Source organism: Streptomyces sp. JHA26, assembly GCF_002005565.1.
In the GTDB taxonomy this organism is placed as follows: Bacteria; Actinomycetota; Actinomycetes; order Streptomycetales; family Streptomycetaceae; genus Streptomyces.
Map to the genome: position 1 here is coordinate 49,229 of NZ_BDJC01000016.1, position 23,718 is coordinate 72,946.

The window sequence follows — 23,718 nt, forward strand, 5'->3', positions numbered from 1 at the left end:
GAGACGGTCCTTACGGACGCCGGCCGGGGTGCATAGCATCGGTGCCCGAATGAACACCATGACGCTCTGGCACCTCACCGGCTGGGGGTTCGCCGCCCTCGCCTTCGCGGCCCTGCTCGTCGGCTTCTCCAAGACCGCCGTGAGCGGGGCCAACACGGTCAGTCTCGCGATCTTCGCGGCGGTCCTGCCGGCCCGCGCCTCCACCGGCGTCCTGCTGCCCGTCCTGATCGCCGGTGACGTCCTGGCCGTCCTCACCTACCGGCGTCACGCGCACTGGCCCACACTGTGGCGGCTCTTCCCGGCGGTGGGGGCCGGAGTGGTCGTGGGCACCGTGTTCCTGGTGTGGGCCGACGACGCGGTCGTACGGACGTCGATCGGCGTGATCCTGCTGTTCATGGCCGGCGTGACGGTGTGGCGCCGGCGGCGGGCCGACGCGGACGGGCGGCCGGACGGGGCCGCCTCCCGGACCGGCCGGGCCAAGGCGCGCTCGTACGGCGTCCTCGGCGGCTTCACCACCATGGTCGCCAACGCGGGCGGCCCGGTGATGTCGATGTACCTGCTCTCCGCCGGCTTCCGCAAGCTCGGCTTCCTCGGCACCTCCGCGTTCTTCTTCCTGGTCGTCAACGTCTCCAAGCTGCCCTTCAGCGCCGGCCTCGGTCTGATCGACGGCCGCTCGCTGTTCCTCGACGCCGTGCTCGTGGTGTTCGTGGTGCCCGGCGCGTTGATCGGCAAGTGGGCCGTGAACAGGATCGACCAGCGGCTCTTCGAGCGCCTGGTCATCGCGGCCACGGTGGTGGGCGGCCTGCAACTGCTCCTGTCCTAGGCGGTGCCGGCGGCGTGCCCGGGCCGGGCACCTCGTACCCTCGAGGCCATGCCGATCCCGCACGTCCTCGTCCTCGGCGGCACCACCGAGGCCCGCCGACTGGCCGCCGTCCTCGCGGACCGGCCCGGGGTGCGGGTGACGACCTCGCTGGCGGGGCGGGTGACCCGGCCGGGGGCGCTCGCCGGGGAGGTGCGGACCGGCGGGTTCGGCGGCGCGGAGGGGCTCGCCGCCTGGCTGCGCGAGCACCGCGTGGACGCCCTCGTCGACGCGACCCACCCCTTCGCCGAGACCATCACGGCGAACGCGGTACGCGCCGCGGCGGCCTGCCGGACCCCCGTGGTGGTCCTGCGCCGGCCGGGCTGGCACCCCGGCCCCGGTGACCGGTGGTACCCGGTCGCGTCCCTCCCGGAGGCGGCCGCCCTGCTGCCGGGGTTCGGCCGCCGCGTTCTCCTGACCACCGGCCGACTGGGCCTGGGGGCCTTCGCGCACCTGACCGGCCTCCACTTCGTCGCCCGCTCGGTGGAGCCCCCCGAGCCTCCCCTCCCGCCGGACACCCGGGTGCTGCTGGCCCGCGGCCCGTTCACGGTGGCCGACGAGACCGCCGTCCTGCGCGACCACCGCATCGACGTGCTGGTGACCAAGGACAGCGGGGGAGCGGCCACCGCGGCCAAACTGACGGCGGCCCGGGACCTCGCCCTGCCGGTGGTGGTCGTGCGCCGGCCGCCGCTGCCGGAGGGCGTGCCCGTGGTGCCCGACGTGCCCGGCGTCCTGGAGCGGCTGGGCCTCGACGCGCCCTGACGGGACGGCCCGTCCGGGTACCGCCCGGCGGCGGGCCCTACCGGTCCTCCGGGTTGCGCCGCAGCAGGTACGTGTCCATGATCCAGCCCTTGCGCTCCCGGGCCTCGGCGCGCAGCCGCTCGATGCGGGGCGCGGCCTCGGCGATCGGGCCGGAGGCGAGGATCTCGTCCGGGGTGCCCAGGTAGGCGCCCCAGTAGATGTCGATGTCCTGGTCCGCGTACTGCCGGAAGGCCTGGTGGGCGTCCAGCATCACCACCACGTCGTCCACGCCCTCCGGGAAGCCCTCGGCGAGACGCCGTCCGGTCGTGATCTGCACCGGGCGCGCGACCCGGTTCAGCCCGGTCCGGTGCCGGGCGACGAGCGAGGAGACGCTGCTGATGCCGGGCACGACGTCGTACTCGAACGCCACCGTGCCCCGGTCCAGGATCTCCTCCAGGATGCCCAGCGTGCTGTCGTACAGCGCCGGATCGCCCCAGACCAGGAACGCCCCGCTCTCGTCCTCGCCCAGCTCCTCGGCGATCAGCCGCTCGTAGATGCCGGCGCGGGCGCTGCGCCAGTCCCCGACGGCGGGGGAGTACGCCGAGCCGCCCGCGGTACGGTCCCGCTCCGGGTCACGCGCCTCGACGACCCGGTACGTGCCCTCCGGCACGTGCGTCTCCAGCATGTCCCGGCGCAGCCGCACCAGGTCCGCCTTCGCCTCGCCCTTGTCCAGGACGAAGAACACGTCCGTGTCCCGCAGCGCCCGGACCGCCTGGAGGGTGAGCTGGTCGGGGTCGCCCGCGCCGATACCTATGACATGAATCTTCCGCACGCCCCGAGTCTGCCGTACGCCACCGCCGCGCCCCCGGCCGGGCCGCCCCCGGCCCCACGGCGCCCGGCCGGGGCTCAGCCCCGCAGACGCGGTGCCCGGGCCCCCGCGTCCACCGGCGCGCCGCCCTCCACCTCCCGGGCCAGCTCCCGGGCCCACCCGGCGGCCGCGGCCAGGTCCATCCCGTACGGCCGCTCCCGCCCGTGCTCCGACGCCGCCCACTGCGTCACGGCCCCGGCCCCGCGCCGCAGCAGCCTGGCCCCGCCGGTGACGTTGCCGCGTGCCGCGTGCGTGAGCCCGACGGCCAGCTGGGCCAGGCCCCGCCACAGCTCCCGCTCCTCCTCGGGGCCCGACTTCCAGGCGTCCTCGAAGACCTCGTGCGCGTGGAAGGGCTTGCCCTCGTCCAGCAGCCGCTGCGCCTCGACGACCGTCTCGTCGGGGGCCCGTACGACACCCTCGGGCTGACGGGGGACGCCCTCCGCGCCGTACGGCAGCGGCCGTCCCAGTCCGTCCCGGGGCCGGGCGTTGCGGGCCCGCCCCTCGTCGTCGCGGTCTCGCGGGTCCACCGGGCGGTTCGAGGCTGTGCTGTCGGCAGGGCTGTCCATGGGGCCGATTGTCCCTCCCCCGTCCCCGCTTAGGCACAGCCCGGGGGGTGGGGTAAAGTGCTGTCCGCGTGATCGCGCGCAGCACCGCGCGGGAGCACATCGGGACGTGGCGCAGCTTGGTAGCGCACTTGACTGGGGGTCAAGGGGTCGCAGGTTCAAATCCTGTCGTCCCGACTCGTCGGAGTCGTAGGCCGAAGGCCGGTACCGGAGAGATCCGGTACCGGCCTTCAGGCGTTGTCGGGGCCTGTCGGCGCGGAATGCGGGCCCGGCCGGGCGCCGGCGGCGACGAGCAGCTCGGCGGTCTCGGGGTGCGGACCCCTCGTCGCCCAGTCCAGCGGGGCCCAGCCCGTGCCGTGGTCCTCCCGCAGGTTCGGGTCGGCGCCGTATTCCAGGAGCGCGCGCACGGCCTCGGTGTGACCCCAGCAGGCCGCCCCGCACAGCGGTGTGCCCTCCGAGCCGGTACCGCTCTCCGTGTCGGGCGAGGCCCCGGCCGCCAGCAGGACGCGGACGATGTCGGCGTCTCCGTGCACCGCCGCCTGGTACAGCGGCGTGGTGCCCTCCGAGTCGGCCGTCTCGGCCGGCGCGCCCGCGCGCAGCAGCGCGCGCACCTGCGCGAGGTCGCCCAGCAGCGCGGCGTCGACGAGACGCCCGGACAGTTTTTTCCGCCGTCGTCGGTTCATGATCACCGATCGTAGCGGGCGGCGCTCCGCCGGAACGGTCCGCGCGAGCCGTCGCCGGGTTCCGCGGGCACGCCCGCCGTGCTCTGCCGACGGCAGAACGACGCCCCGGCCGGCCCGGCGCTCGTTACAGTCGAGTCGTATGACGACGGTGACGACACGCATGGTCGAGTACCCCGCCGACGGTCTGACGATGGTCGGCCACCTCGCGCTGCCGGCCGGCACCGGCCGCCGTCCCGCGGTGCTGCTGGGACCGGAGGGCCCGGGGCTCAGCGACGTCGAGCGCGGGCGGGCCGACGCGCTCGCCGGACTGGGCTACGTGGCACTGGCCTTCGACCTCCACGGCGGGCGCCGTCTGACCGACCCCGAGGACATGCTGGCCCGTTGCCTGCCGCTGCTCGCCGACCCCGGCCGGATGCGGGACATCGGCCACGCCGCGCTCGGCGTGGTGCGTGCCGAACCGCGCGCCGATCCCGACCGGATCGCCGCGGTCGGCTACGGCACCGGGGGCGCCGTCGGGCTGGAACTCGGGCGCGACGGCGTCAACCTGCGGGCGATCGCGACGGTCAACGGACTGACCACGGGCCGGCCGGGCGAGGCGGCGCGCATCCGCTGCCCGGTGTGGGCCGGGGTCGGGTCGGAAGACCCGATCATGCCGGCCGCGCAACGGGACGCCTTCTGCGCCGAGATGCAGGCCGCGGGCGTCGACTGGCGCCTCGTCGTCTACGGCGGCGCCCTGCACGCCTTCCACTACCCGCTGTCGGGTGACGAGCGGGTGCTCCCCGGCGTGGGACACCACCCACGGCACGCGCGGCGATCCTGGCGCGACATCGTTGACCTGCTCGCCGAATGCCTGCCCGTCACGGAGTGATCACGCCCACCTGGGCCGCCCGGACCGCGCAGAGCCCCCCGACGCGCTCAGTCAGGGTTCCAGACATGACAAGGGGGAGATCCGGACGTCCATGGATGGAGTAAATCTACACCGGCGGATGTAGACATTGGTCGGGGTGGGAGCTACTGTTCTGAGTGTAGCCAGAAGTCGAAAGGCACGGCTCGGACGAACTGCCGTGCAAGCGGGTCAAGCCGAGCGGCCTCACGGGCCGCACGGCAGTACGGAAAGATCAATCGAAAGAGGTAAGGAGCCGAACGCCATCAGGATCGCCCGGGCGGGTAGAGCCGCCCGGGTACCGCAGACCCCGGATAGGAAGGTGGTCCCCGGTCACGCAGCCGCGATCCCCGCAGGTCCGCCCTCCCGGGCGGAACCCGCGGATACAGAAGCCCGGCGCAGTCAGCCGGTAGATGGTGTGGAAAGCTCGGGGCCCGGGCGCCGGTCGGCGTCCGGGCCCCCCGACGCGTCACCCGGAAGAAGAGGTCTATGCCCCCTGGCAGTTCCCGCGCCGTCGACAACCTCGACGACGACGACTACCCCGCCTACACCATGGGCCGGGCCGCCGAGATGCTCGGCACCACCCCCGCCTTCCTGCGCGCCCTGGGCGAACACCGCCTGATCAACCCGCTGCGCTCCGAAGGCGGCCACCGCCGCTACTCCCGTTACCAGCTGCGCGTCGCCGCCCGCGCCCGCGAACTGGTCGACGCCGGCACCGCCGTCGAAGCCGCCTGCCGGATCGTCATCCTCGAGGACCAGCTGGAAGAAGCCCAGCGCATCAACGAAGAACTCCGCGCGAGTCAGGGCGCCGACACGCAGCCGAAAAGCTCGGTCTGACGCTTGACTCCCGCAGGACGGACCGCTGGGCTGCGGGGCGCAGATGGCAGACCGGACGCCTTCGCCGCCCCGCAGCCCGAACCGGTCCGTCCCGTTACCCTCAGTCCTCGGCGTCCTCGGCGTCCTCGGCGGTCCGGATGACGGTGCGTCCGGGGACGCGCTGACGCCGGGCGAGGACGGCGGCTGCCTCCGCGAGCGGCCGTAGTGCGCCGACCCGCACCCGGAGCCGTCCGTCCCGCAGCGGCTGGGCGAGATCGGCCAGGCGTGCACGGTCCGGTTCCGCCACCCGAAGAAGACGGTCCGCCCGCCGTCCGGACGCATGGTGGGCGGCTGGGCGATGGCGACGAGCGTGCCGCCGGCCCGCACGTCCCTGGTGGTCTACCTGCAACGGGGCGGGCGGTCAGCCACAGTTCTCCGCGCCCCCACAGGGGCCGCCGCCCCGGTCGCCCGCCCTGCTGCCACCGCTCGGCGCCCCGAACGGCGATGCGTCCGTCCGGGTCCGCCGGAGCGAGAGGGCCAGGGCCCGTCCGGCGGACCGTGCCGGACGGGCCCTGGCCACGGAAAGGCCTCAGCGCTTGAGCGTGAAGGTGAAGTCGCCGGAGAGCTTGCCGCTCAGCCGTACTGCCGAAACGATCTTCCCCTCCGCGATCAGCCTCTCGACCTCGCCCCGCGAAAGACCGCACCCTTCAGCGATCACTCGCACCGGTCGGACGGGGATCCGCGCCGCGAAGCGGACCGATACGTCGATCATCTCGCGGTCCGGGTGCTCCGGTCCGCCGGTGACGAGACGCCAGGCGTTCTCCCAGTCGAGGGCGAGGCGATTGCGGCGCCGCACGACGGGGTCCTGGAGCAACTCGGCTGCCAGGCCGGAGTCGTTGGCGTGCAGCCGGTCCAGCAGCTCAGGCCGTATGGAGCGCACGTTCGTCCGCTCCAGGACCGTGAGCTTCGCCGTCTCCCCGCACGACGTGCAGAGCACGAGGAGCCAGACGTCGAGGAGTTTGTGGTGTGCGTTGACGCGGAATTTCCCGTCCGCCCGGAAGCGTTCGGACGCGCACGCGTGACAGCGCCGGAGAACGAGCGGCAGGCGTGTGGGCATGACAACCCAGCCGTTGAGCACAGAAGTACACCGGTTTCAGTGAGAAGACCGCAGCAGAAAGGAGCGCGTCGCTCAGATGCGACGCGCGACGAATCAGCGCTCGGGAGATCTCACACGGTGTGCAACGGAACGTCCTTTGCTGGGCGACATGGCTCGGCAGCACGGTAGTGGCGCACAGCGGAGCCGATCCACTGCTTTTCGTTCACGCTCTGGGGCGGCGGAGTCGCTGCGAACGGGTGGTGGCCTGTGGAGGGGCGGCGTGCCGCGGTATGCAGGGATTTTTCATGAGGGCTGCCCGGTGGCCGGACGGTCACCGGAAACGTGCGGCGTACGAGGAGGATCCATGGGCAGGCTCTCATCCGGTGTCCTGGCGGTTGCGGCGGCGGCGTTGACCGTCATGGTCACGGTGCAGCCCGTACAGGCGGCGGAGGGGCGTCCGCCCTTGCCCGATGCCACGGACGAGGCGTTCGACCAGGAATGCCTCGCGGCCCACAACCAGTACCGCGCCCGCCACGGTGCCCCGCCGCTGCACCTGGACGACGAGGCCGTCGCACACGCCACACGCCGCGCCCGGGACGCTTCGACCCAGGACGGGCTCGCGCCGTCGCCGGGGACGGTGGGCTGGGGCGATAACCGCTTCCGGTTCGCCACCTACGAGAACGAGCCGGCCTCGTGCGGTGAGGCAGTGCGGCTCTGGTACGAGGCTCGCTGGACCGGCGGCTACGACTGGGACCGGCCCGGCTACTCGCCCGACAGGGGCTCCTTCACGCAGGTCGTGTGGAAGTCGTCCGAGAGGCTCGGCTGCGGCCGGGCCGCGGGGAGGCCGGACGGCGAGGAGTCGTACCAGACGTACATCGTCTGCAGCTACGCCCCGGCGGGGAACGTGATCGGTCAGTTCAAGGACAACGTGGGGGAGCCGATCGGCGAGAACTGAGCCACCGGCCGGGGGACCGCTCCGGCACGGGAATGCGCCGCCGCAGGTCGTCCGGCGGCGGCGCTCAGCCGATCGCGAGGCGGGCGATCGAGCCGATCTCGAGAGCGGTCCACATCGCCCCGTCCGGCCCTTGGGCGATGCCGTGGGGTTCCGAGGAAGGGCTGGGCAGCTCGTGTTCGTCGACACGGCCGTCGGGGGTGATCCGTCCGATGCGGTTGGCCCCCCACTCGGTGAACCAGCAGTTCCCGTCGGCGCCGGCAGCGATGGCGTGCGGGCGTGACGCGGGGTCGGGCAGGGCGAATTCCGTGATTTCCCCGTCGGGGGTGATCCGTCCGACCTGGCCGGCCCCGATCTCGACGAACCACAGGGCGCCGTCGGCGCCGGCCGTGATGCCGACCGGGGCGCCGGCAGGCGTCGGCAGCGGATGGACGGCCACGGTGCCGTCGCCTGCGACGGCACCGATCGCGTTCGCCTGATTCATGGTGAACCACATCCGGCCGTCCGGGCCGACGGCGATGGCCGAGGGGAAGGCCTTCGCGAGGGGAAGGGAGAACTCGGTGACGTGACCGTCGGTCGTGATGCGGCCGATGCGGTCGGCGCCGGCCTCGGTGAACCACAGTGCGTCGTCGGGCCCCGCCACGATGCCGAACGGCCCGGCATCCGAAGTCGGCAGCGGGAAGGAGGAGATGTCTCCGGCCGTGGTGATGCGGCCGATGCGATGGCTCCGGAACTCGGTGAACCACAAGGCGTCGTCGGGGCCCGCCGTGATGACCGACGGCCCGCCGGAAGCGGATTCGAGCGGGTAGGAGGTGGTGTCGCCGTCGGGCGTGACCCGGCCGATCCGTCCGTGATGGACCAGGGTGAACCACAGGGCGCCGTCCGGTCCGGCGGCGATTCCATAGGGTCCGGCCTCGGGGCCGGAAACGGGGAACTCCGTGAGGGAAACGGTCGGACGACGCGGCATGGACGGGTTCCTCGCAGGGCGGACGGGAGAGGCGCGACTGTGGATGCTAGCCCGACGGCGGGCCCGCATGCTCCCGAATATCCGGCTGCGTGGCGGGAGAAGTCCCCTCGAGGCCGTGACCGGCCTCGGGGGGACGGCGACTGTGCGGCGCACACTCCCGAGGTCCGCCCGGGAGACCTGCGCGACGGGTCAGGCAGCCAAGCCCTGGTCGGCCTTGACGGCCTGCTCGCGGCCTGCGCACAGCTGCTCCAGGAGGGCGTCGGCGGCGATGAGTGCCTGGTCCACCGACTGGGTGCCCGTCATCACGCACAGCGTGTACGAGGTGTCTTCCAGCTCTCGGCTCGAACGGCCGGTGGGCTCCAGGTCGTGGCGGAAGCGGGCCTGGGCGAAACGGGCCAGCACCGCGCGCAGTTCCTTCTCGGCGGGCAGCAGCACAGCACAACCTCTTTCACAGACGGGCCGGTCGGGCGGTCCGGTGACCGTGTCACCGTGGGTTCCGCGAACCCGTGTGCCCCCGCCGCCTCACGGTATGCACCCTGTGTCGGCGGTCACGGTGCCCGGACCACCGGCGGCTCTCCGCGCGGCGCGGTCAGCGCCGCGCGCAGGGCCGTCGCGGCCTCCTCGCCGACGCGCTCGGCCAGCACGTCCTCGATGACGGCGAGGGTCGCCTGCGCGCGCTGGTGGACGCGGACGCCCTCCGCGGTGATGCGGATCAGGCGGTTGCGTGCCGAGGAGGGGTCCGGGACCTGCTCCAGCAGGCCGAGGGAGACCAGGCCGTGCACCGCCTGGTGGGCGGTCTGCCGGGTGACGCCGAGACGGCGGGCCAGTTCGGCGACCGTGGTGCCCTCCGCGTCCAGGAGGGCGAAGACCTGTCCCTGGGCGCTGCTCAGCGGCTGCTCACCGGCCGCCCGCATGCTCGCCGTCAGCGCGTCGTCGAACCAGCGCTTGGCCCCTGCCAGCAGCAGGGGCATGTTCTGTGCGGCTTCCTTCGCTTGTGTCATGACTCCTCGGACTCCTCGGGCCACGAGCATACGGGTGGGCGGTGACGCGGTCCTCCCGCCGTCGCGAAGGGGTGCCGCCCGAGCTCATCGTCAGGTAACCTGACACATGTCAAACGTCAGGCAACCTGACAAAGTGCATCCGGAGGCTTCCCGTGACCATCGAATTCGCCAGGCGCACCCACTCCCTCATCCCCGCCGAACCGGGCAGGCCCTACTTCGTCGAGAAGGGCATGGGCGACCGCGCCCACCTCTTCGGCGACCTGTTCACGATCTACGCGGGCGGCCCGCAGACCGAGAACACCTTCAACTTCTTCACCTGCGACGGCCCCAAGGGCGACATCATCCCGGCCCACTCCCACCCCGACACCTACGAGGTCTTCTTCGTCACCCAGGGCGCCGTCCGCCTCTTCGTCGAGGACCTCGAGGGCGAGCAGCACGAGAAGCTGCTCACCGTCGGCGACTTCGGCTTCGTGCCGAAGAACTGCCCGCACGCCTACCGCATCGAGCGCCACCACAGCCAGATCGTCGGCGTCGCCGCCGGCCCCGGCGGCACCTTCGAGCGGTTCTTCGAGACCCTCGGCACCGACACGGACGAACTCGGTCTGCCGAAGAAGCCGTTCGTGCCCGAGCCGCACAAGTTCGGCACCGTGCCGCAGCAGTACGACGTGACCTTCCTGCCCGACCACCAGTGGCGCACGGAAAGCTGAGACCACCATGGCGTACGTACGGGCGCTGCTCGCCGGCGCTCTCGTGGGCGTGCTGTACGCCGCCCTGAAGGTGAGGTCCCCGGCGCCCCCGCCGGTCGCCCTGTTCGGCCTGCTGGGCATGCTCGTCGGCCAGGCCCTGCCGGGGGCGCTGTGAAGTCCCCGCTCGCGCGCCTGCGCGGCCCCGCCGTCAGCCTCGGGGCCGGACTGCTGATGGGCGCCGTCTACTGGGCCCTCGGCATCACCTCGCCCGCCCCGCCCCTGATCGGCCTCACCGGACTGCTCGGCATCGTCCTCGGTGAGCGCGCCGTCACCTGGGGACGCGGCCGGATCGCCGCATCCAGACACCACACCCCGAAGGGAGAGGCCCATGACCGCATCGGATGAGCGGACAGGCTTCGTCGACGTCCACGCCCACTTCGTCACCGACTCCTACGTCCGGCGGGCGAGGGCCGCCGGTCACGAGCTGCCCGACGGCGTGCCCGCCTGGCCCGACTGGTCCGCCGAGGCGCACCTGGAGCTGATGGACCGGGTCGGCATCAGCACCGCGATCCTGTCCGTGTCGTCCCCCGGGGTGCACTTCGGCGACGACGCGGCCGCCCGCCGCCTGGCCCGCGAGATGAATGAGGAGGCCGCCCGGGCGGCCGCCGGACACCCGGACCGCTTCGGCTTCTTCGCCTCCCTCCCGCTGCCCGACGTGGACGGCGCCCTGGCCGAGGCGGCGTACGCCTTCGACGAACTCGGCGCGGACGGCGTCGTCCTGGAGACCCACACCCACGGCGTGTACCTGGGCGACGCGCGCCTGGAACCCCTCTTCGCCGAGCTCGGCCGCCGCCGCGCCGTCGTCTTCCTGCACCCGACCTCCCCCGTGTGCTGGGAACGGTCGGCCCTCGGACGGCCCCGTCCCATGGTCGAGTTCGTCTTCGACACCGCCCGCACCGTCACCGACCTGCTCATGGCCGGCACCCTGGAACGCCACCCGGGCCTCGAGGTGATCGTCCCGCACTGCGGCGGTGCGCTGCCCGTGCTCGCCGACCGCGTCGACGGCTTCATGAAGCTCTTCCTGCCCGACCGGGCGGGTGACGCCCCCGGCGCCGTGGAACAACTGCGGCGCCTGCACTACGACATGGCCGGTTCCGCCTTCCCGCGCCAGGTCCCCGCGCTCCTCTCCCTGGTCGAGCCGGACCGGCTGCTGTACGGCAGCGACTACTGCTGGACGCCCGCGCACGGCGTGGACGCCCACGTCGCCGCCGTGGACGCGGCGCCGGCGCCGGCGGGCGCCGCCGACTGGCGGTCCCTGACGACGGACAACGCCCACCGGCTGCTGCCCCGCCTGGCCGGCCGGTCCGCCCGGACCCCCGAGGAGTGACCGTGCACCCCCGACTCGCCCCGTACCTCGCCCCGCCCGACCCCACGGCCCTGCCCCTGCCGCACGCCGCACACCCCGCCGACGGCGTACGGCTGCTGCGCGCGGTCCCGTACGCCGTGCACGACGGCAGCCGGCCCCTGGAACTCGACGTGTGGCTCCCCGAGGAGGCTCCCGACGGGCCGCTGCCCGTCATCGTCCTCGTGCACGGCGGCGCCTGGCGCACCGGACTGCGCGACGACCTGGGCCCGCGCTTCCGCACCTGGCGGCCCGGACCCCTCGCCCGCCTCGCCCGGGCCGGATTCGCCGTCGTCTGCCCCGACTACCGGCTCAGCGGCGAGGCCGTCTTCCCCGCCCCGCTGGACGACCTCGCCGCGGCGCTGGCGTGGCTGCGCACCCGTGCCGCCGACCTCGGCGTCGACCCCGACCGGATCGTCGCCTGGGGCGAGTCCGCGGGCGGCCACCTCGCCGCCCTCCTCGCCCTCACCGCCGGGCCGCCCCTGCGCGGCTGCGTCGTCTGGTACGGCGCGACCGACCTCACCGCCGCGCCCCCGCACACCCCCGAGGCGGCACTGCTCGGCGCCCCCGCCGCCGAGGTCCCGGAACGGGCCCGCGCGGCCAGCCCGGTCGCCCGGGTCACGCCGGGCGCCCCGCCCTTCCTGATCCTCCACGGTGACGGGGACACGGTCATCCCCGTCACCCAGGGAGAGGCCCTGGCGTCGGCGCTCCGGGCGGCCGGCACGCAGGCCGGCTTCCGGACCGTCGCCGGAGCCGATCACCTGTGGATCGGGGCGGCCGAGGCGGACGTGGAACGCTGCTTCACCTCCTCCCTCGACTTCGTGCGGAGCCGGACGGGGTGATAGAAGCGGGCCATGACCCTCTCGCCCCGCCCCGCAACGCCGGACGGCCCCCGATGACCGCCGGCATCGACACCCCGGACCGCCGGGGCCGCACCGGACTCGACCGGGCCGGCCGGGACCTGACCGGCAACCCGCGCGTCAGGATCCGCGACGTCCGGCTCCTGTCCAGCCACTGGTACGTCGAACGCACCACCACCTTCGACCTCCGGCGCGCCGACGGCACCTGGAGCACCCAGGAGCGCGAGACGCACGACCGCGGCAACGGCGCCACCGTGCTGCTCCACGACACCGAACGCGGAACGGTCCTGCTCACCCGCCAGTTCCGCCTGCCCGCGTACGTCAACGGCCACCCCGACGGCATGCTGATCGAGACCCCCGGCGGGGTGCTCGACGACGAGGACGAGCACCCCGAGGTCGCCGTGCGGCGCGAGGTCGTCGAGGAGACCGGGCACACCGTCGGCGAGGTACGGCACGTCTTCGACGTGTACATGAGCCCCGGCTCGGTCACCGAACGCGTCAGCTTCTACGCCGCCGCCTACGGCTCCGCCACCCGCACCCACGAGGGCGGCGGCCTGCACGAGGAGGGCGAGGACATCGAGATCCTCGAACTCCCCTTCCGCCGTGCCCTGGAGATGATCCGCACCGGCGAGATCTGCGACGCCAAGACCATCATGCTGCTCCAGTGGGCGGCGCTGGAGGGCCCCTTCGCCCCCCTCCGCGAAGGGGCCTGAGGCCCACGGCCGGGGCGTCAGAGGTGGTGGCGGCGGTCGGCGACGGCCCGCTCGTACCGTGCGCGCGCCTCGACGGCGGCCGGGCGGGCGGAGACCTCGGCCACCGGCACGTCCCACCAGGCCTCGGCCCCCGGAGCGGTCACCGCCGGATCCGTCTCGACGTGGACGCAGGTCGGGCGGGTCGCCTCACGGGCCGCCGCCAGCGCCTCCCGCAGCTCGCGCACCGTCTTGGCGCGCAGCACCTCCATGCCCAGGCTGGCCGCGTTGGCGGCGAGGTCCACGGGCAGCGGGGCGCCGGTGAAGGCGCCGTCGGCGGCGCGGTGGCGGTAGGCGGTGCCGAAGCGCTCGGCGCCGACCGACTCGGACAGGCCGCCGATGGAGGCGTAGCCGTGGTTCTGCACGACGACCAGCTTCACCGGCAGGTCCTCCTGCACGGCGGTGACGATCTCCGTCGGGTTCATCAGGTAGGTGCCGTCGCCCACCAGCGCCCACACGGGTGTCCCGGGCGCCGCCTGCTGCACGCCGAGCGCGGCCGGGATCTCGTAGCCCATGCACGAGTAGCCGTACTCCAGGTGGTACTGGCGCGGGGAGCGGGCCCGCCAGAACTTGTGCAGGTCACCGGGGAGCGAACCGGCCGCGTTGATCACCACGTCGTCGTCGCCGACCACCGCGTCCAGCGCCCCCAGCACGTGGGTCTGCGTCGGGACGGCGTCGTCGTCGTCCGCCCTCAGGGCGGCTTCCACGACCCGCTCCCAGCGCTCCTTGCCCGCGCGGTACTCCGCCTCGTACGACGGCGCCACCCGGTGTCCCGCGAGGGCGTCCGTCAGCAGCGTGAGGCCGGCGCGCGCGTCGCAGACCAGGGTGCGGGCGGCGAGCTTGTGGGCGTCGAAGGCGGTGATGTTGAGGTTCAGGAAGCGGACGTCCGGATGCCGGAAGAGGGTGCCGGAGGCCGTGGTGAAGTCCGAGTGGCGGGTGCCGACGCCGATCACCAGGTCCGCGGTGCGGGCCAGGTCGTCGCTGACGGCGGTGCCGGTGTGGCCGATGCCGCCGAGGTCGGCCGGGTGGTCGTGACGCAGGGAGCCCTTGCCGGCCTGGGTGGAGGCGACCGGGATGCCGGTGGCGTCCGCGAACGCCCTCAGCGCCTCCTCGGCCTGGCTGTGGTGGACGCCGCCGCCCGCGACGACCAGCGGGCGCTCGGCGGCCCGGACCGCCCGGACCGCCTCGGCCAGTTCCGCCGGGTCGGGGGCGGGCCGCCGCACGTGCCAGACGCGCTCGGCGAAGAACTCCTCCGGCCAGTCGTACGCCTGCGCCTGCACGTCCTGGGGGAGCGCGAGGGTGACCGCGCCGGTCTCGGCCGGGTCGCTCAGCACCCGCATCGCCCGCAGCGCGGAGGCGATCAGGGCGTCCGGGCGGGTGACGCGGTCGAAGTACCGGGACACCGGGCGCAGGGTGTCGTTGACGGACACGTCGGCCTCGGTCGGGTGCTCCAGCTGCTGGAGCAGCGGGTCGGCCGCGTGCGAGGCGAAGTAGTCGCCGGGGAGCAGCAGGACCGGCAGACGGTTGATCGTGGCGAGCGCGGCGCCGGTGACCAGGTTGGTGGCGCCGGGGCCGATGGACGTCGTGACCGCCTGCGCGGACAGGCGGTTCAGGTGGCGGGCGTGGCCGACGGCCGCGTGCACCATGGCCTGTTCGTTGCGGCCCTGGTGGTACGGCATGACACCGGCGTACTCGACGAGTGCCTGCCCGATGCCGGCCACGTTGCCGTGGCCGAAGACGCCCCAGGTGCCGGCGATCAGACGGTGCCGTACGCCGTCGCGTTCGGTGTACTGGGCGGCCAGGAAGCGCACCAGTGCCTGGGCGGTGGTCAGTCGGCGCGTGACGGTGCTCATGCGGACCTCTCCGGTGCGGTGTAGAGGGGGAGCCGGGGGTCGACCGGCTGCTGGGGCCAGGTGTCGCGGATCCAGGCGTGGTCGGGGTGGTCGCGGATCAGCCAGGCGCGCTCGGCCTCCGGGCCCGCCATGACGTTGAGGTAGTACATGTGGTGGCCCGGCACGGCCATCGACGGTCCGTGCCAGCCGTCGGGGATCAGGACCACGTCCCCGTCGCGGACCTCGGCCAGCACGTCCGTGCCCCGCCCCCGCCCGGACGGCGAGACCCGCTGGTAGCCGAGGCCGGGGGTGCCGTCGTGGCCGGCGAACTCGAAGTAGTAGATCTCCTCCAGCACCGACTCCTCGCCGGGGTGGTGCTCGTCGTGCTTGTGCGGCGGGAACGAGGACCAGTTGCCGCCGGGGGTGACGACCTCGACCGCGATCAGCCGGTCGCACGCGAAGACGTCCGCGGCACCGAAGTTGTTGACCTGCCGCGAGCAGTTCCCGCTGCCCCGCAGCTCCACCGGAACCGACGACGCCGGGCCGTACCGCGCGGGCAGGCGCCGGGTGCAGCGGGCGCCGGTGAGCGCGAAGCGGCCGCCGCCCGTGGAGGTCACCGTCGCACGGGCGTCGCGCGGGACGTACGCGAAGTCGGTGACACCGGTGAACACGCTCTCGCGGCCGGTGAGTTCGAAGGCGTTCCGGCCGAGGCCGCCGGCGACGCGGACCGTGCAGCCGCCGGCGAGCGGGAGGACGATCCACTCGCTGTCGCCGCTGTCGAAGGTGTGGCCGCCGCCGGGCGGCAGGTCGAGCACGCGCAGGGCGGAGTGGCCCCAGCCGGCCTTCTCGGGCGTCACGTCCACGGCGTACGGGCCGCTCGCCGCCCTGCCCGCGGGAAGGTGATGCGTCATCGGGTGACTCTCCCGTCCTCTCCTGTGTCACAGCTCGTGGGTGACTCCTACCCGCCTCACAACAGCCCGACGGCGGTGTCGACCGCCTGTTCCACCGTGCCCTCGGCGGGGTAGAGCAGCGAACGCCCGACGACCATGCCCTGCACGGTGGGCAGCCTGAGCGCCCTGCGCCAGCGTTCGTAGGCGGCGGCCTGGTCCGCGGGGGAGCCGCCCGTGTCGCCGCCGAGCAGGACCGCGGGCAGCGTGGAGGTCTCCAGGGCCTCGCCCATGTCGTCCGGGTCGTGGGTGACGGGCAGTTTCAGCCAGGTGTAGGCGGAGGTGCCGCCGAGGCCCGAGGCGATGGCCACGGAGCGGGTGACGGCCTCGGCGGACAGGTCGTTGCGGACCCGGCCGTCGATCCGGCGGGAGACGAACGGCTCGACGAACACCGGCAGTTCGCGTGCGGCCATGGCGTCGACCGCGCGGGCCGCGGACTCCAGGGTGGCCAGCGAGCCGGGGTCGTCGTAGTCGATGCGCAGCAGCAGCTTGCCCGCGTCGAAGCGCAGGCGGGCGATGTCCTCGGCGCGGTGCCCGGTGAAGCGGTCGTCCATCTCGAAGGCGGCGCCCGCGAGGCCGCCGCGGTTCATCGAGCCCATGACGACCTTGTTCTCCAGCGCCCCGAGCAGCAGCAGGTCCTCCAGCACGTCGGCGGTGGCGAGCACCCCGTCGACGCCGGGCCGCGACAGTGCGGTGCACAGGCGTTCCAGCAGGTCGGCCCGGTTGGCCATGGCGAGCCGCCGGTCGCCGACGCCGAGCGCGCCGCGCGCCGGATGGTCCGCGGCCACGATCATCAGGCGCCCGGAGCAGCCGATCAGCGGACGGCGCGTCCGGCGGGCCGCCGCCTCGGCGATGGCCTCCGGGTGCCGGGCTCTGACCGCCGTGAGGTCGGGGATGCTGAGGGACAAGGCAACGCTCCGTTCAGGGAGTGGCTCGCGCGAGGAGACCGTCGATCTCCGCCCCGGTGGGCATCGCGGAGGAACAGGCGAGGCGGGAGGCGACGAGGGCGCCGGCCGCGTTGGCGTACCGCATGGTGCGCTCCAGGTCCCAGCCGGACAGCAGGCCGTGGCAGAGGGAACCGCCGAACGCGTCGCCCGCGCCGAGGCCGTTGACCACCTCGACCGGCACCGGGGGCACCTCGGCCGTCCGCCCGTCGCGGTGCACGGCGAGCACGCCCCGGGGGCCCTGCTTGACGACGGCCAGCTCCACGCCCGCGGCCAGGAGCGCCTCGGCGCACGCCCGCGGCTCGCGCACGCCCGTGGCGATCTCGCACTCGTCGAGGTTGCCGACGGCGACGGTCGCGTGCCGCAGCGCCTCGGCGTAGTACGGGCGGGCCCGGCCGGGGTCGGCCCAGAACATCGGCCGCCAGTCCAGGTCGAAGACCGTGGTCCCGGCCCTGGCGCGGTGGGCGAGGGCCCCCAGGGTGGCCGTACGGCTCGGCTCCTCGCTCAGCCCGGTGCCGGTGATCCAGAAGACGCGGGCCGCGCGGATCGCGTCGAGGTCCAGCTCCCGCGGGTGGATCTCCAGGTCGGGGGCCTTGGGGCGGCGGTAGAAGTACAGCGGGAAGTCGTCCGGCGGGAAGACCTCGCAGAAGGTGACGGGCGTCGGGTACGCGGCGACCGGCGTGACCCAGCGGTCGTCGACGCCGAACTCCTTCAGGGCCCGGCGCAGGTAGCCGCCGAACGGGTCGTCGCCCGTACGGGTGATGACGGCCGCGGCACGGCCCAGGCGGGCGGCGGCGACCGCCACGTTCGCGGCCGAACCGCCGAGGAACTTGCCGAAGGTCTCGACCTCCGCCAGGGGTACACCCGTCTGAAGGGGGTAGAGATCGACTCCGATGCGGCCCATCGTGATCAGATCGAAGTGCCGGACTGACTCGGCCATGGACGACGCTCCTCGGGCTGGGCGGGAGGGGGGCCTGCCGCCCCCCAGATGTAGGACGGCGGGACGACCTTGTCAATGTTTTGTTCTTACATTCGGACCAGCTTGTGAAGTGATGTCTTGACAAAGTATTGACAGCGGGCCCCTCAAGGACTTGTATCCGGTCCCAGCGCAACAGCCCTTCTTCTCCGGTCCGACACACGGCTTCCGTCGCACAGTGAGGTGCAGGAAAGATGGTCCGCTCTTCGCACGCCCGCTCCCGCAGATCCGTCCCGGTCGTGGCCCTCGCCGCGGCGGCGGCGCTGGCCCTCGCCGGCTGCTCCAGCAGTTCCGGGGGCAAGAAGGCCGACGAGGAGGGGAACTCCGGCGCCTCCGCGGGCAAGGCGGACACCCCCGGCATGACGGTCGCCCTGGTCACCCATCAGGCGCCCGGCGACACCTTCTGGGACATCGTCCGCAAGGGCGCCGAGGCCGCCGCCGCCAAGGACAACATCAAGCTCGTCTACTCCGCCGACCCCAACGCGGGCAACCAGGCCAACCTGGTGCGGAACGCGATCGACCAGAAGGTCGACGGCATCGCGGTCACCCTCGCCAAGCCGGACGCGCTGCGCGGTGTCCTCGCCGAGGCGAAGCAGGCCGGCATACCCGTCGTCGGCCTCAACTCCGGCCTCGCCGACTGGAAGGAGCTCGGCCTGACGGAGTTCTTCGGACAGGACGAGAGCGTGGCGGGCGAGGCGTTCGGCAAGAAGCTGGACGAGGTCGGCGCGAAGAAGGCCGTCTGCGTGATCCACGAGCAGGGCAACGTCGGCCTGACCCAGCGCTGCGACGGCGTGAAGAAGACCTTCGGGGGCTCGGTCGAGAACCTCTACGTCAACGGCACCGACATGCCGTCCGTGAAGTCGACGATCACCGCGAAGCTGAAGCAGGACGGCGCCATCGACCACGTCGTCACGCTCGGCGCCCCGTTCGCCATGACCGCGACGCAGTCGGTGGAGGAGACCGGCGGCAGGGCGAAGGTCGCCACCTTCGACCTCAACAAGGAACTCACCGGCGCCATCGAGAAGGGCACCATCGAGTTCGCCGTCGACCAGCAGCCCTACCTCCAGGGCTACCTGGCGGTCGACGGCCTGTGGCTCTACGAGAACAACGGCAACTACAGCGGTGGCGGCGAACAGCCGGTGCTGACCGGCCCGGCCTTCGTCGACAAGTCCAACGTCGAGGCCGTCGCCGAGTTCGCCTCGAAGGGCACCCGGTGATGAACGCGTCCCCACAGGCCGGGCCGGCGGTGACCGCGCCGCCGGCCCCCGGCCCGGGACCGGGCGACGGGCGGACCCGGCGGCGCCCGCTCGCGCTGCGGCTGCTCGCCCGGCCCGAGATCGGCGTCCTCCTCGGCGCCGTCGCCGTGTTCGTCTTCTTCCTGATCGCCGCGCCCTCGGTCCGCGACGGCGGCTCCATGGCGACCGTCCTCTACCAGTCGTCCACCATCGGCATCATGGCCCTGCCGGTCGCGCTGCTGATGATCGGCGGCGAGTTCGACCTGTCCGCCGGTGTCGCCGTGGTCACCTCGGCGCTCACCGCGAGCATGCTCAGCTACCAGCTGACCATGAACGTCTGGATGGGCGTGGTCGTCGCCCTCGTGGTCTCCCTGGGCGTCGGCGCGTTCAACGGCTGGATGCTGGTCAGGACCGGACTGCCGAGCTTCCTCGTCACCCTCGGCACCTTCCTGATCCTCCAGGGCGTCAACCTCGCCGTCACCAAGCTCGTCACCGGCAACGTCGCCACCGACGACATCAGCGACATGGACGGCTTCGGCCGGGCCGAGGCGCTCTTCGCCTCGTCCTTCGACGTCGGCGGCGTCCAGGTGAAGATCACGGTGGTGTGGTGGCTGGTCTTCGCGGCCCTCGCCACCTGGGTGCTGCTGCGCACCAAGTACGGCAACTGGGTCTTCGCGGTCGGCGGCGACCAGGAGGCCGCCCGCGCGGTCGGCGTCCCCGTCACCTTCACCAAGGTCACGCTGTTCATGCTGGTCGGCTTCGGCGCCTGGTTCGTCGGCATGCACCAGCTGTTCTCCTTCAACACCGTGCAGTCCGGCGAGGGCGTCGGCCAGGAGCTGATCTACATCGCCGCCGCCGTCATCGGCGGCTGCCTGCTCACCGGCGGCCACGGCTCCGCCGTCGGCCCGGTCTTCGGCGCCTTCATGTTCGGCATGGTGAACCAGGGCATCGTCTACGCCGGCTGGAACCCCGACTGGTTCAAGGCCTTCCTCGGCGCGATGCTGCTCGGCGCCGTCCTCGTCAATCTGTGGGTCCGCCGCGCGGTGACCCGGAGGTGATCGGAAAATGACCGGCAAGACCACCGGCACCCCCGGGGACACCGGCCGGCCGCTCGTCGAACTGCGCGGCGCCGGCAAGTCCTACGGCACCGTCCGCGCCCTGCACGGGGTCGACCTCACCGTCCACGCCGGCCGGGTGACCTGCGTGCTCGGCGACAACGGCGCCGGCAAGTCCACCCTCATCAAGATCATCTCCGGGCTGCACCAGCACACCGAGGGCGCCCTCCTCGTCGACGGCGAACCGGTGCGCTTCACCACCCCCCGCGACGCCCTCGCCCGGGGCATCGCCGCCGTCTACCAGGACCTCGCCACCGTGCCGCTGATGCCGGTGTGGCGGAACTTCTTCCTCGGCTCCGAGATGACCAAGGGCCCCTGGCCCCTGCGCCGCCTCGACATCGCCCGCATGAAGAAGACCGCGGACGAGGAACTGCGCACCATGGGCATCGTCCTGGACGACCTGGAACAGCCCGTCGGCACCCTCTCCGGCGGCCAGCGCCAGTGCGTCGCCATCGCCCGCGCCGTCCACTTCGGCGCCCGCGTCCTCATCCTCGACGAACCCACCGCCGCCCTCGGCGTCAAGCAGTCCGGCGTGGTCCTCCGGTACATCGCCGCCGCCCGCGAACGCGGTCTCGGCGTCGTCCTCGTCACCCACAACCCCCACCACGCCCACCTGGTCGGCGACCACTTCAACGTGCTGCGCCTGGGCACCCTCGAACTCAGCGCCACGCGCGCCGACACCACCCTCGAGACACTCACCCACCACATGGCCGGCGGCGCCGAACTCGCCGCGCTCGAGCACGAACTGGCGCAGGCCGACGGGATCGGCACGGCGGCGCTCCCGGGACAGGCGCCGGAGGCTCCCGCCCCCGGCATCGCCCCGCCCCGGACCGCCGCGCCCACGACCCTCGCGTCCGACACCGCCGAAGGGAAGACCTGACATGCCCGCTGCCCTGGACCGCATCCGCGTCGGCTCGGCCCCCGACTCCTGGGGCGTCTGGTTCCCTGACGACCCGCGGCAGGTGCCCTGGGAACGCTTCCTGGACGAGGTCGCCGAGGCCGGCTACGAGTGGATCGAGCTGGGACCCTACGGCTACCTGCCCACCGACCCGGCCCGGCTCGCCGACGAGGTGGCCCGGCGCGGCCTCAGGGTCTCCGCGGGCACCGTCTTCTGCGGCCTGCACCGCGGCCCCTCCGAGTGGGACGCCACCTGGGAGCAGGCCGGCCGCGTCGCCGCCCTCGCCCGGGCCGTGGACGCGACGCACCTCGTCGTCATCCCCTCCTTCTGGCGCGACGACAGGACCGCCGAGATCCTCGAACCGCCGGAGCTCACCGGCGAGCAGTGGACGCACCTGACCCGGGGCATGGAACGCCTCGGCCGCGAGGTCAGGGAGACCTACGGCCTGGAGGTCGTCGTCCACCCGCACGCCGACACCCACATCGACACCGAGGAGCACGTCGAGCGCTTCCTCGACTCCACCGACCCCGCACTGGTCGGCCTCTGCCTGGACACCGGCCACTACGCCTACTGCGGCGGCGACAGCGTCGAACTGATCGAGACCTACGGCGAGCGCATCGGCTACCTCCACCTCAAGCAGGTCGACCCGGAGATCCTCGCCGACGTGCGGGCGAACGGCGTGCCGTTCGGGCCGGCCGTCCAGCGCGGGGTGATGTGCGAACCACCGTCCGGCGTCCCCGAACTGGGCCCGGTGCTCACGGCGGCCCAGCGGCTCGGCGTGGACCTGTTCGCCATCGTCGAGCAGGACATGTACCCCTGCGCGCCGGACGCTCCGCTGCCCATCGCGGTCCGCACCCGCAGGTTCCTGCGCTCCTGCGGGGCCTGACGGCCCGCCCGTCCCGGGAAGCGCTCGTGGCCCCGCGCCCCGATCCGCGTCCCGGCCCCGACGACGCCCTCGAGGGCGACGACGCCGGGGCGGGCGTGTGACGTACGGCGTCGCCCCGGGCGTGTGACGCGGCCCCGTACGACGCCGCTCCTACCGTCGGGGCCATGTGGAAATCGATTCCGGCCGGCGGTCCCGAGCGGGTGATGGCCCTGGCCGACGGTGTCTTCGCGATCGCCATCACCCTGCTCGTCCTCGACTTCTCCGTGCCCCGCGGGCTGGACTCCGCGGCCTACCGCCGGGAACTGCGCGACCTGCTGCCCAACCTGGGGGCGTACGCGCTCATCCTGCTCGTGCTCGGCCTCTTCTGGCGCGACCACCGCCGGATCTTCCGTTTCGTCGAGCGGGTCGACGGCCAGGTGATCACGCTGTCCCTGCTCGGGCTGGGAGTCGCGGCGCTCGTGCCCTTCCCCACCACGCTCCTGTCCGAGTACGGCCGTGAGCCGGTCTCCGTCGCCATCTACGCGGCGGCCGTCGCCGCACTGGGCGCCACCCACCTCGGCCTGGTCGCCCTCCTGGCCAACCGGCCCCAGCTGCGGGGCGAGGCGGTCCCCGAGGAGGGGTTCCTGCTGTACGGCCTGGACATCGCGGCCTCGGTGGCGGTGTTCTCGCTGAGCATCCCGCTCGCCCTGACGATCGGCCCCGCGGCCATGTGGGGCTGGCTCGTCCTGGTCCCGGTCAAGAGCCTGCTCGGCCGGTGGGCGAACCGATCGCACCGTCGCGTCCACCGGGAGAACCCCTCGAGGCCCGGTCCGTGACCGGTCCGGGCCGGCAGGGGAGAGGGACCCGGGTCCGAGCCCGGCGCCGAGGACGTGAACGACGAGACCGTGGGCCGTGCGGTGACGCCGGCCGGGGTGCAGGGGGCCGCGGGGGCGACAGGGTGCGCCCTGTCCGAAGGCGTGTACGGACGCCTCGTCGCGCCTTCCGCCGCCTTCGGCACCGCTTCCTGACGGCCGAATAATCTCGAACAAAATTGTTGACAATCCTGTCTGGCTAGATTTACGTTCGACAGGCACTCACTCAGGGAGGGCAACCATGCCGAACCAGGCCCGTCCGGGCACCGGGGAGCAGGCGAAGCAGCTCGCGCTCGGGCAGTTGCGGCAGGCGATCCTGCGCGGCGAGATGGCACCGGCGCAGCGGCTGGTGGAGAACGAACTCGCCGAACAGTTCGGCGTGACCCGGGCCAGCATCCGGGCCGCGCTGATCGACCTGGAGGCGCAGGGGCTCGTGGAGCGGATCCGCAACCGGGGTTCCCGGGTGCGGGTGGTGACCGTGGAGGAAGCGGTCGCCATCACCGAGTGCCGTCTGGTCCTCGAAGGGCTCTGCGCGGCGAAGGCGGCGGCCGCCGTCACCGACGCGCAGGTGACCGAACTCAAGGACCTGGGCACGGCGATGCGCAAGGCCGTGGCCGGCGGGGAACCGCTGACCTACTCGGATCTCAACCACGAACTCCACGCCAGGATCCGGGAGTTCTCCGGCCAGCTGACGGCCGTGGAACTGCTGGAGCGCCTCAACGCCCAACTGGTGCGCCACCGCTTCCAGTTGGCGCTGCGCCCGGGGCGTCCGCAGCAATCCCTGAACGAGCACCTGGCCATGATCGAGGCGATCGAGGCCAGGGATCCGCAGGCGGCCGAGGCGGCCGTCCGCGCCCACCTCGCCAGTGTGATCGAGGCGCTGCGCGACTGACACACGCACCGAGGCG

General features: G+C 73.1%; 29 protein-coding genes and 1 tRNA gene. 18 read left to right on the forward strand and 12 right to left on the reverse strand.

All coding sequences use genetic code 11. The features are described from left to right. Positions 1-49 precede the first annotated feature (49 nt). Entirely contained in the window at positions 50-823 is a 774-nt protein-coding gene (locus tag JHAT_RS12835; protein ID WP_077798254.1) for a sulfite exporter TauE/SafE family protein, read from the forward strand. 48 nt (positions 824-871) lie between these two features. Then, complete coding sequence (locus JHAT_RS12840) at positions 872-1,621, forward strand: cobalt-precorrin-6A reductase (protein WP_077798255.1); 750 nt, start codon at positions 872-874, stop codon at positions 1,619-1,621. 37 nt (positions 1,622-1,658) lie between these two features. Here the strand turns inward: JHAT_RS12840 and cobF are convergent, their stop codons facing one another. Together cobF and JHAT_RS12850 are read right to left on the reverse strand one after the other, a co-directional pair. Then, complete coding sequence (gene cobF, locus JHAT_RS12845; protein ID WP_077798256.1) at positions 1,659-2,432, reverse strand: precorrin-6A synthase (deacetylating); 774 nt, start codon at positions 2,430-2,432, stop codon at positions 1,659-1,661. A 74-nt stretch (positions 2,433-2,506) separates the two neighbouring features. Next, entirely contained in the window at positions 2,507-3,034 is a 528-nt protein-coding gene (locus tag JHAT_RS12850) for a DUF309 domain-containing protein (protein WP_077798257.1), read from the reverse strand. Positions 3,035-3,134: 100 nt separating this feature from the next. On the opposite strand from JHAT_RS12850, the gene JHAT_RS12855 reads away from it, so the two are divergent. Beyond that, a tRNA-Pro gene (locus tag JHAT_RS12855) sits at positions 3,135-3,208 on the forward strand. A gap of 53 nt (positions 3,209-3,261) precedes the next feature. Here JHAT_RS12855 and JHAT_RS12860 read toward each other — a convergent pair. Next, positions 3,262-3,714 (reverse strand): ankyrin repeat domain-containing protein, encoded by a 453-nt coding sequence (locus JHAT_RS12860; protein ID WP_077798310.1) that lies wholly within the window; start codon positions 3,712-3,714, stop codon positions 3,262-3,264. A 139-nt stretch (positions 3,715-3,853) separates the two neighbouring features. Here JHAT_RS12860 and JHAT_RS12865 point away from each other — a divergent pair, with 139 nt between their 5' ends. Both JHAT_RS12865 and JHAT_RS12870 read left to right on the forward strand, forming a co-directional pair. Continuing rightward, positions 3,854-4,582: a dienelactone hydrolase family protein gene (locus tag JHAT_RS12865; protein WP_077798258.1), complete on the forward strand. Its 729-nt coding sequence runs from the start codon at positions 3,854-3,856 to the stop codon at positions 4,580-4,582. Positions 4,583-5,086: 504 nt separating this feature from the next. Further along, positions 5,087-5,434: a MerR family transcriptional regulator gene (locus tag JHAT_RS12870; protein ID WP_077798259.1), complete on the forward strand. Its 348-nt coding sequence runs from the start codon at positions 5,087-5,089 to the stop codon at positions 5,432-5,434. Positions 5,435-5,534: 100 nt separating this feature from the next. On the opposite strand, the gene JHAT_RS12875 is transcribed toward JHAT_RS12870, so the two are convergent. Both JHAT_RS12875 and JHAT_RS12880 read right to left on the reverse strand, forming a co-directional pair. Then, positions 5,535-5,720, reverse strand: coding sequence for a hypothetical protein (locus tag JHAT_RS12875; RefSeq protein ID WP_307718350.1), 186 nt, complete (start codon positions 5,718-5,720; stop codon positions 5,535-5,537). A gap of 282 nt (positions 5,721-6,002) precedes the next feature. Beyond that, entirely contained in the window at positions 6,003-6,530 is a 528-nt protein-coding gene (locus JHAT_RS12880) for a DUF1062 domain-containing protein (protein WP_171990868.1), read from the reverse strand. Between the two features lie 343 nt (positions 6,531-6,873). On the opposite strand from JHAT_RS12880, the gene JHAT_RS12885 reads away from it, so the two are divergent. Then, entirely contained in the window at positions 6,874-7,464 is a 591-nt protein-coding gene (locus JHAT_RS12885) for a CAP family protein (protein ID WP_171990869.1), read from the forward strand. A gap of 64 nt (positions 7,465-7,528) precedes the next feature. Here the strand turns inward: JHAT_RS12885 and JHAT_RS12890 are convergent, their stop codons facing one another. The 3 genes from JHAT_RS12890 to JHAT_RS12900 form a co-directional block, all read right to left on the reverse strand. Then, the gene (locus JHAT_RS12890; RefSeq protein ID WP_077798262.1) at positions 7,529-8,428 is read right to left on the reverse strand and encodes a virginiamycin B lyase; all 900 of its coding nucleotides are present in this window, start codon (positions 8,426-8,428) and stop codon (positions 7,529-7,531) included. A gap of 189 nt (positions 8,429-8,617) precedes the next feature. Continuing rightward, on the reverse strand, positions 8,618-8,863 hold the full coding sequence (locus tag JHAT_RS12895) for a DUF5133 domain-containing protein (protein WP_077798263.1): 246 nt from the start codon (positions 8,861-8,863) through the stop codon (positions 8,618-8,620). A 113-nt stretch (positions 8,864-8,976) separates the two neighbouring features. Continuing rightward, on the reverse strand, positions 8,977-9,429 hold the full coding sequence (locus tag JHAT_RS12900; protein ID WP_253195478.1) for a MarR family winged helix-turn-helix transcriptional regulator: 453 nt from the start codon (positions 9,427-9,429) through the stop codon (positions 8,977-8,979). A gap of 152 nt (positions 9,430-9,581) precedes the next feature. Here JHAT_RS12900 and JHAT_RS12905 point away from each other — a divergent pair, with 152 nt between their 5' ends. Genes JHAT_RS12905 through JHAT_RS12930 form a run of 6 tightly spaced genes read left to right on the forward strand, consistent with a single transcriptional unit; the run spans position 9,582 to position 13,090 of the window. Beyond that, a complete protein-coding gene (locus JHAT_RS12905) occupies positions 9,582-10,136 on the forward strand; it encodes a quercetin 2,3-dioxygenase (RefSeq protein WP_077798264.1) in 555 nt (184 codons plus the stop codon). A 7-nt stretch (positions 10,137-10,143) separates the two neighbouring features. Then, a complete protein-coding gene (locus tag JHAT_RS12910; protein WP_077798265.1) occupies positions 10,144-10,290 on the forward strand; it encodes a DUF1427 family protein in 147 nt (48 codons plus the stop codon). Continuing rightward, on the forward strand, positions 10,287-10,520 hold the full coding sequence (locus tag JHAT_RS12915) for a DUF1427 family protein (RefSeq protein ID WP_216353430.1): 234 nt from the start codon (positions 10,287-10,289) through the stop codon (positions 10,518-10,520). The genes JHAT_RS12910 and JHAT_RS12915 overlap by 4 nt, the downstream gene beginning before the upstream one ends. Next, a complete protein-coding gene (locus tag JHAT_RS12920; protein ID WP_077798266.1) occupies positions 10,504-11,502 on the forward strand; it encodes an amidohydrolase family protein in 999 nt (332 codons plus the stop codon). The genes JHAT_RS12915 and JHAT_RS12920 overlap by 17 nt, the downstream gene beginning before the upstream one ends. A 2-nt stretch (positions 11,503-11,504) precedes the next feature. Continuing rightward, positions 11,505-12,359 (forward strand): alpha/beta hydrolase, encoded by an 855-nt coding sequence (locus JHAT_RS12925; protein WP_253195479.1) that lies wholly within the window; start codon positions 11,505-11,507, stop codon positions 12,357-12,359. A 53-nt stretch (positions 12,360-12,412) separates the two neighbouring features. Continuing rightward, positions 12,413-13,090, forward strand: a complete 678-nt coding sequence (locus JHAT_RS12930; protein WP_077798267.1) for an NUDIX domain-containing protein — start codon at positions 12,413-12,415, stop codon at positions 13,088-13,090. Between the two features lie 17 nt (positions 13,091-13,107). Here the strand turns inward: JHAT_RS12930 and iolD are convergent, their stop codons facing one another. The 4 genes from iolD to iolC are packed head-to-tail and all read right to left on the reverse strand — an operon-like array spanning position 13,108 to position 17,789. Next, the gene (iolD, locus tag JHAT_RS12935) at positions 13,108-14,979 is read right to left on the reverse strand and encodes a 3D-(3,5/4)-trihydroxycyclohexane-1,2-dione acylhydrolase (decyclizing) (RefSeq protein WP_077798268.1); all 1,872 of its coding nucleotides are present in this window, start codon (positions 14,977-14,979) and stop codon (positions 13,108-13,110) included. Then, complete coding sequence (iolB, locus tag JHAT_RS12940) at positions 14,976-15,869, reverse strand: 5-deoxy-glucuronate isomerase (protein WP_077798269.1); 894 nt, start codon at positions 15,867-15,869, stop codon at positions 14,976-14,978. The genes iolD and iolB overlap by 4 nt, the downstream gene beginning before the upstream one ends. Before the next feature lie 56 nt (positions 15,870-15,925). Further along, positions 15,926-16,813 (reverse strand): deoxyribose-phosphate aldolase, encoded by an 888-nt coding sequence (locus JHAT_RS12945; protein WP_077798270.1) that lies wholly within the window; start codon positions 16,811-16,813, stop codon positions 15,926-15,928. 13 nt (positions 16,814-16,826) lie between these two features. Next, positions 16,827-17,789 carry a 5-dehydro-2-deoxygluconokinase gene (iolC, locus tag JHAT_RS12950; protein WP_077798271.1) on the reverse strand — a complete coding sequence of 321 codons (963 nt, stop codon included), beginning with the start codon at positions 17,787-17,789 and terminating at the stop codon, positions 16,827-16,829. Positions 17,790-18,019: 230 nt separating this feature from the next. Between iolC and JHAT_RS12955 the strand changes: the two genes are divergently transcribed. From JHAT_RS12955 to JHAT_RS12980, 6 genes are all read left to right on the forward strand, one after another. Continuing rightward, positions 18,020-19,042 (forward strand): sugar ABC transporter substrate-binding protein, encoded by a 1,023-nt coding sequence (locus tag JHAT_RS12955; protein ID WP_077798272.1) that lies wholly within the window; start codon positions 18,020-18,022, stop codon positions 19,040-19,042. Next, a complete protein-coding gene (locus tag JHAT_RS12960; RefSeq protein WP_171990870.1) occupies positions 19,042-20,118 on the forward strand; it encodes an ABC transporter permease in 1,077 nt (358 codons plus the stop codon). The genes JHAT_RS12955 and JHAT_RS12960 overlap by 1 nt, the downstream gene beginning before the upstream one ends. Positions 20,119-20,125: 7 nt before the next feature. Further along, positions 20,126-21,055, forward strand: a complete 930-nt coding sequence (locus tag JHAT_RS12965; RefSeq protein ID WP_077798274.1) for an ATP-binding cassette domain-containing protein — start codon at positions 20,126-20,128, stop codon at positions 21,053-21,055. Between the two features lies 1 nt (position 21,056). Beyond that, positions 21,057-21,959 carry a sugar phosphate isomerase/epimerase gene (locus tag JHAT_RS12970; RefSeq protein ID WP_077798275.1) on the forward strand — a complete coding sequence of 301 codons (903 nt, stop codon included), beginning with the start codon at positions 21,057-21,059 and terminating at the stop codon, positions 21,957-21,959. A gap of 164 nt (positions 21,960-22,123) precedes the next feature. Beyond that, positions 22,124-22,774 (forward strand): TMEM175 family protein, encoded by a 651-nt coding sequence (locus JHAT_RS12975; protein WP_171990871.1) that lies wholly within the window; start codon positions 22,124-22,126, stop codon positions 22,772-22,774. Between the two features lie 277 nt (positions 22,775-23,051). Continuing rightward, positions 23,052-23,702, forward strand: a complete 651-nt coding sequence (locus JHAT_RS12980) for a GntR family transcriptional regulator (RefSeq protein WP_077798277.1) — start codon at positions 23,052-23,054, stop codon at positions 23,700-23,702. Positions 23,703-23,718: the final 16 nt, after the last annotated feature.

Coding starts and splice junctions, on each gene's coding strand:
- JHAT_RS12960 (WP_171990870.1), top strand. CDS start 19,042: ATGAACGCGTCCCCACAGGCCGGGCCGGCGGTGACCGCGCCGCCGGCC.
- JHAT_RS12840 (WP_077798255.1), top strand. CDS start 872: ATGCCGATCCCGCACGTCCTCGTCCTCGGCGGCACCACCGAGGCCCGC.
- JHAT_RS12970 (WP_077798275.1), top strand. CDS start 21,057: ATGCCCGCTGCCCTGGACCGCATCCGCGTCGGCTCGGCCCCCGACTCC.
- JHAT_RS12890 (WP_077798262.1), bottom strand. CDS start 8,428: ATGCCGCGTCGTCCGACCGTTTCCCTCACGGAGTTCCCCGTTTCCGGC.
- JHAT_RS12900 (WP_253195478.1), bottom strand. CDS start 9,429: ATGACACAAGCGAAGGAAGCCGCACAGAACATGCCCCTGCTGCTGGCA.
- JHAT_RS12860 (WP_077798310.1), bottom strand. CDS start 3,714: ATGAACCGACGACGGCGGAAAAAACTGTCCGGGCGTCTCGTCGACGCC.
- JHAT_RS12920 (WP_077798266.1), top strand. CDS start 10,504: ATGACCGCATCGGATGAGCGGACAGGCTTCGTCGACGTCCACGCCCAC.
- JHAT_RS12865 (WP_077798258.1), top strand. CDS start 3,854: ATGACGACGGTGACGACACGCATGGTCGAGTACCCCGCCGACGGTCTG.
- JHAT_RS12910 (WP_077798265.1), top strand. CDS start 10,144: ATGGCGTACGTACGGGCGCTGCTCGCCGGCGCTCTCGTGGGCGTGCTG.
- iolD (WP_077798268.1), bottom strand. CDS start 14,979: ATGAGCACCGTCACGCGCCGACTGACCACCGCCCAGGCACTGGTGCGC.
- JHAT_RS12880 (WP_171990868.1), bottom strand. CDS start 6,530: ATGCCCACACGCCTGCCGCTCGTTCTCCGGCGCTGTCACGCGTGCGCG.
- JHAT_RS12870 (WP_077798259.1), top strand. CDS start 5,087: ATGCCCCCTGGCAGTTCCCGCGCCGTCGACAACCTCGACGACGACGAC.
- JHAT_RS12930 (WP_077798267.1), top strand. CDS start 12,413: ATGACCGCCGGCATCGACACCCCGGACCGCCGGGGCCGCACCGGACTC.
- JHAT_RS12980 (WP_077798277.1), top strand. CDS start 23,052: ATGCCGAACCAGGCCCGTCCGGGCACCGGGGAGCAGGCGAAGCAGCTC.
- JHAT_RS12955 (WP_077798272.1), top strand. CDS start 18,020: ATGGTCCGCTCTTCGCACGCCCGCTCCCGCAGATCCGTCCCGGTCGTG.
- JHAT_RS12835 (WP_077798254.1), top strand. CDS start 50: ATGAACACCATGACGCTCTGGCACCTCACCGGCTGGGGGTTCGCCGCC.
- iolC (WP_077798271.1), bottom strand. CDS start 17,789: ATGGCCGAGTCAGTCCGGCACTTCGATCTGATCACGATGGGCCGCATC.
- JHAT_RS12885 (WP_171990869.1), top strand. CDS start 6,874: ATGGGCAGGCTCTCATCCGGTGTCCTGGCGGTTGCGGCGGCGGCGTTG.
- iolB (WP_077798269.1), bottom strand. CDS start 15,869: ATGACGCATCACCTTCCCGCGGGCAGGGCGGCGAGCGGCCCGTACGCC.
- JHAT_RS12850 (WP_077798257.1), bottom strand. CDS start 3,034: ATGGACAGCCCTGCCGACAGCACAGCCTCGAACCGCCCGGTGGACCCG.
- JHAT_RS12975 (WP_171990871.1), top strand. CDS start 22,124: ATGTGGAAATCGATTCCGGCCGGCGGTCCCGAGCGGGTGATGGCCCTG.
- JHAT_RS12965 (WP_077798274.1), top strand. CDS start 20,126: ATGACCGGCAAGACCACCGGCACCCCCGGGGACACCGGCCGGCCGCTC.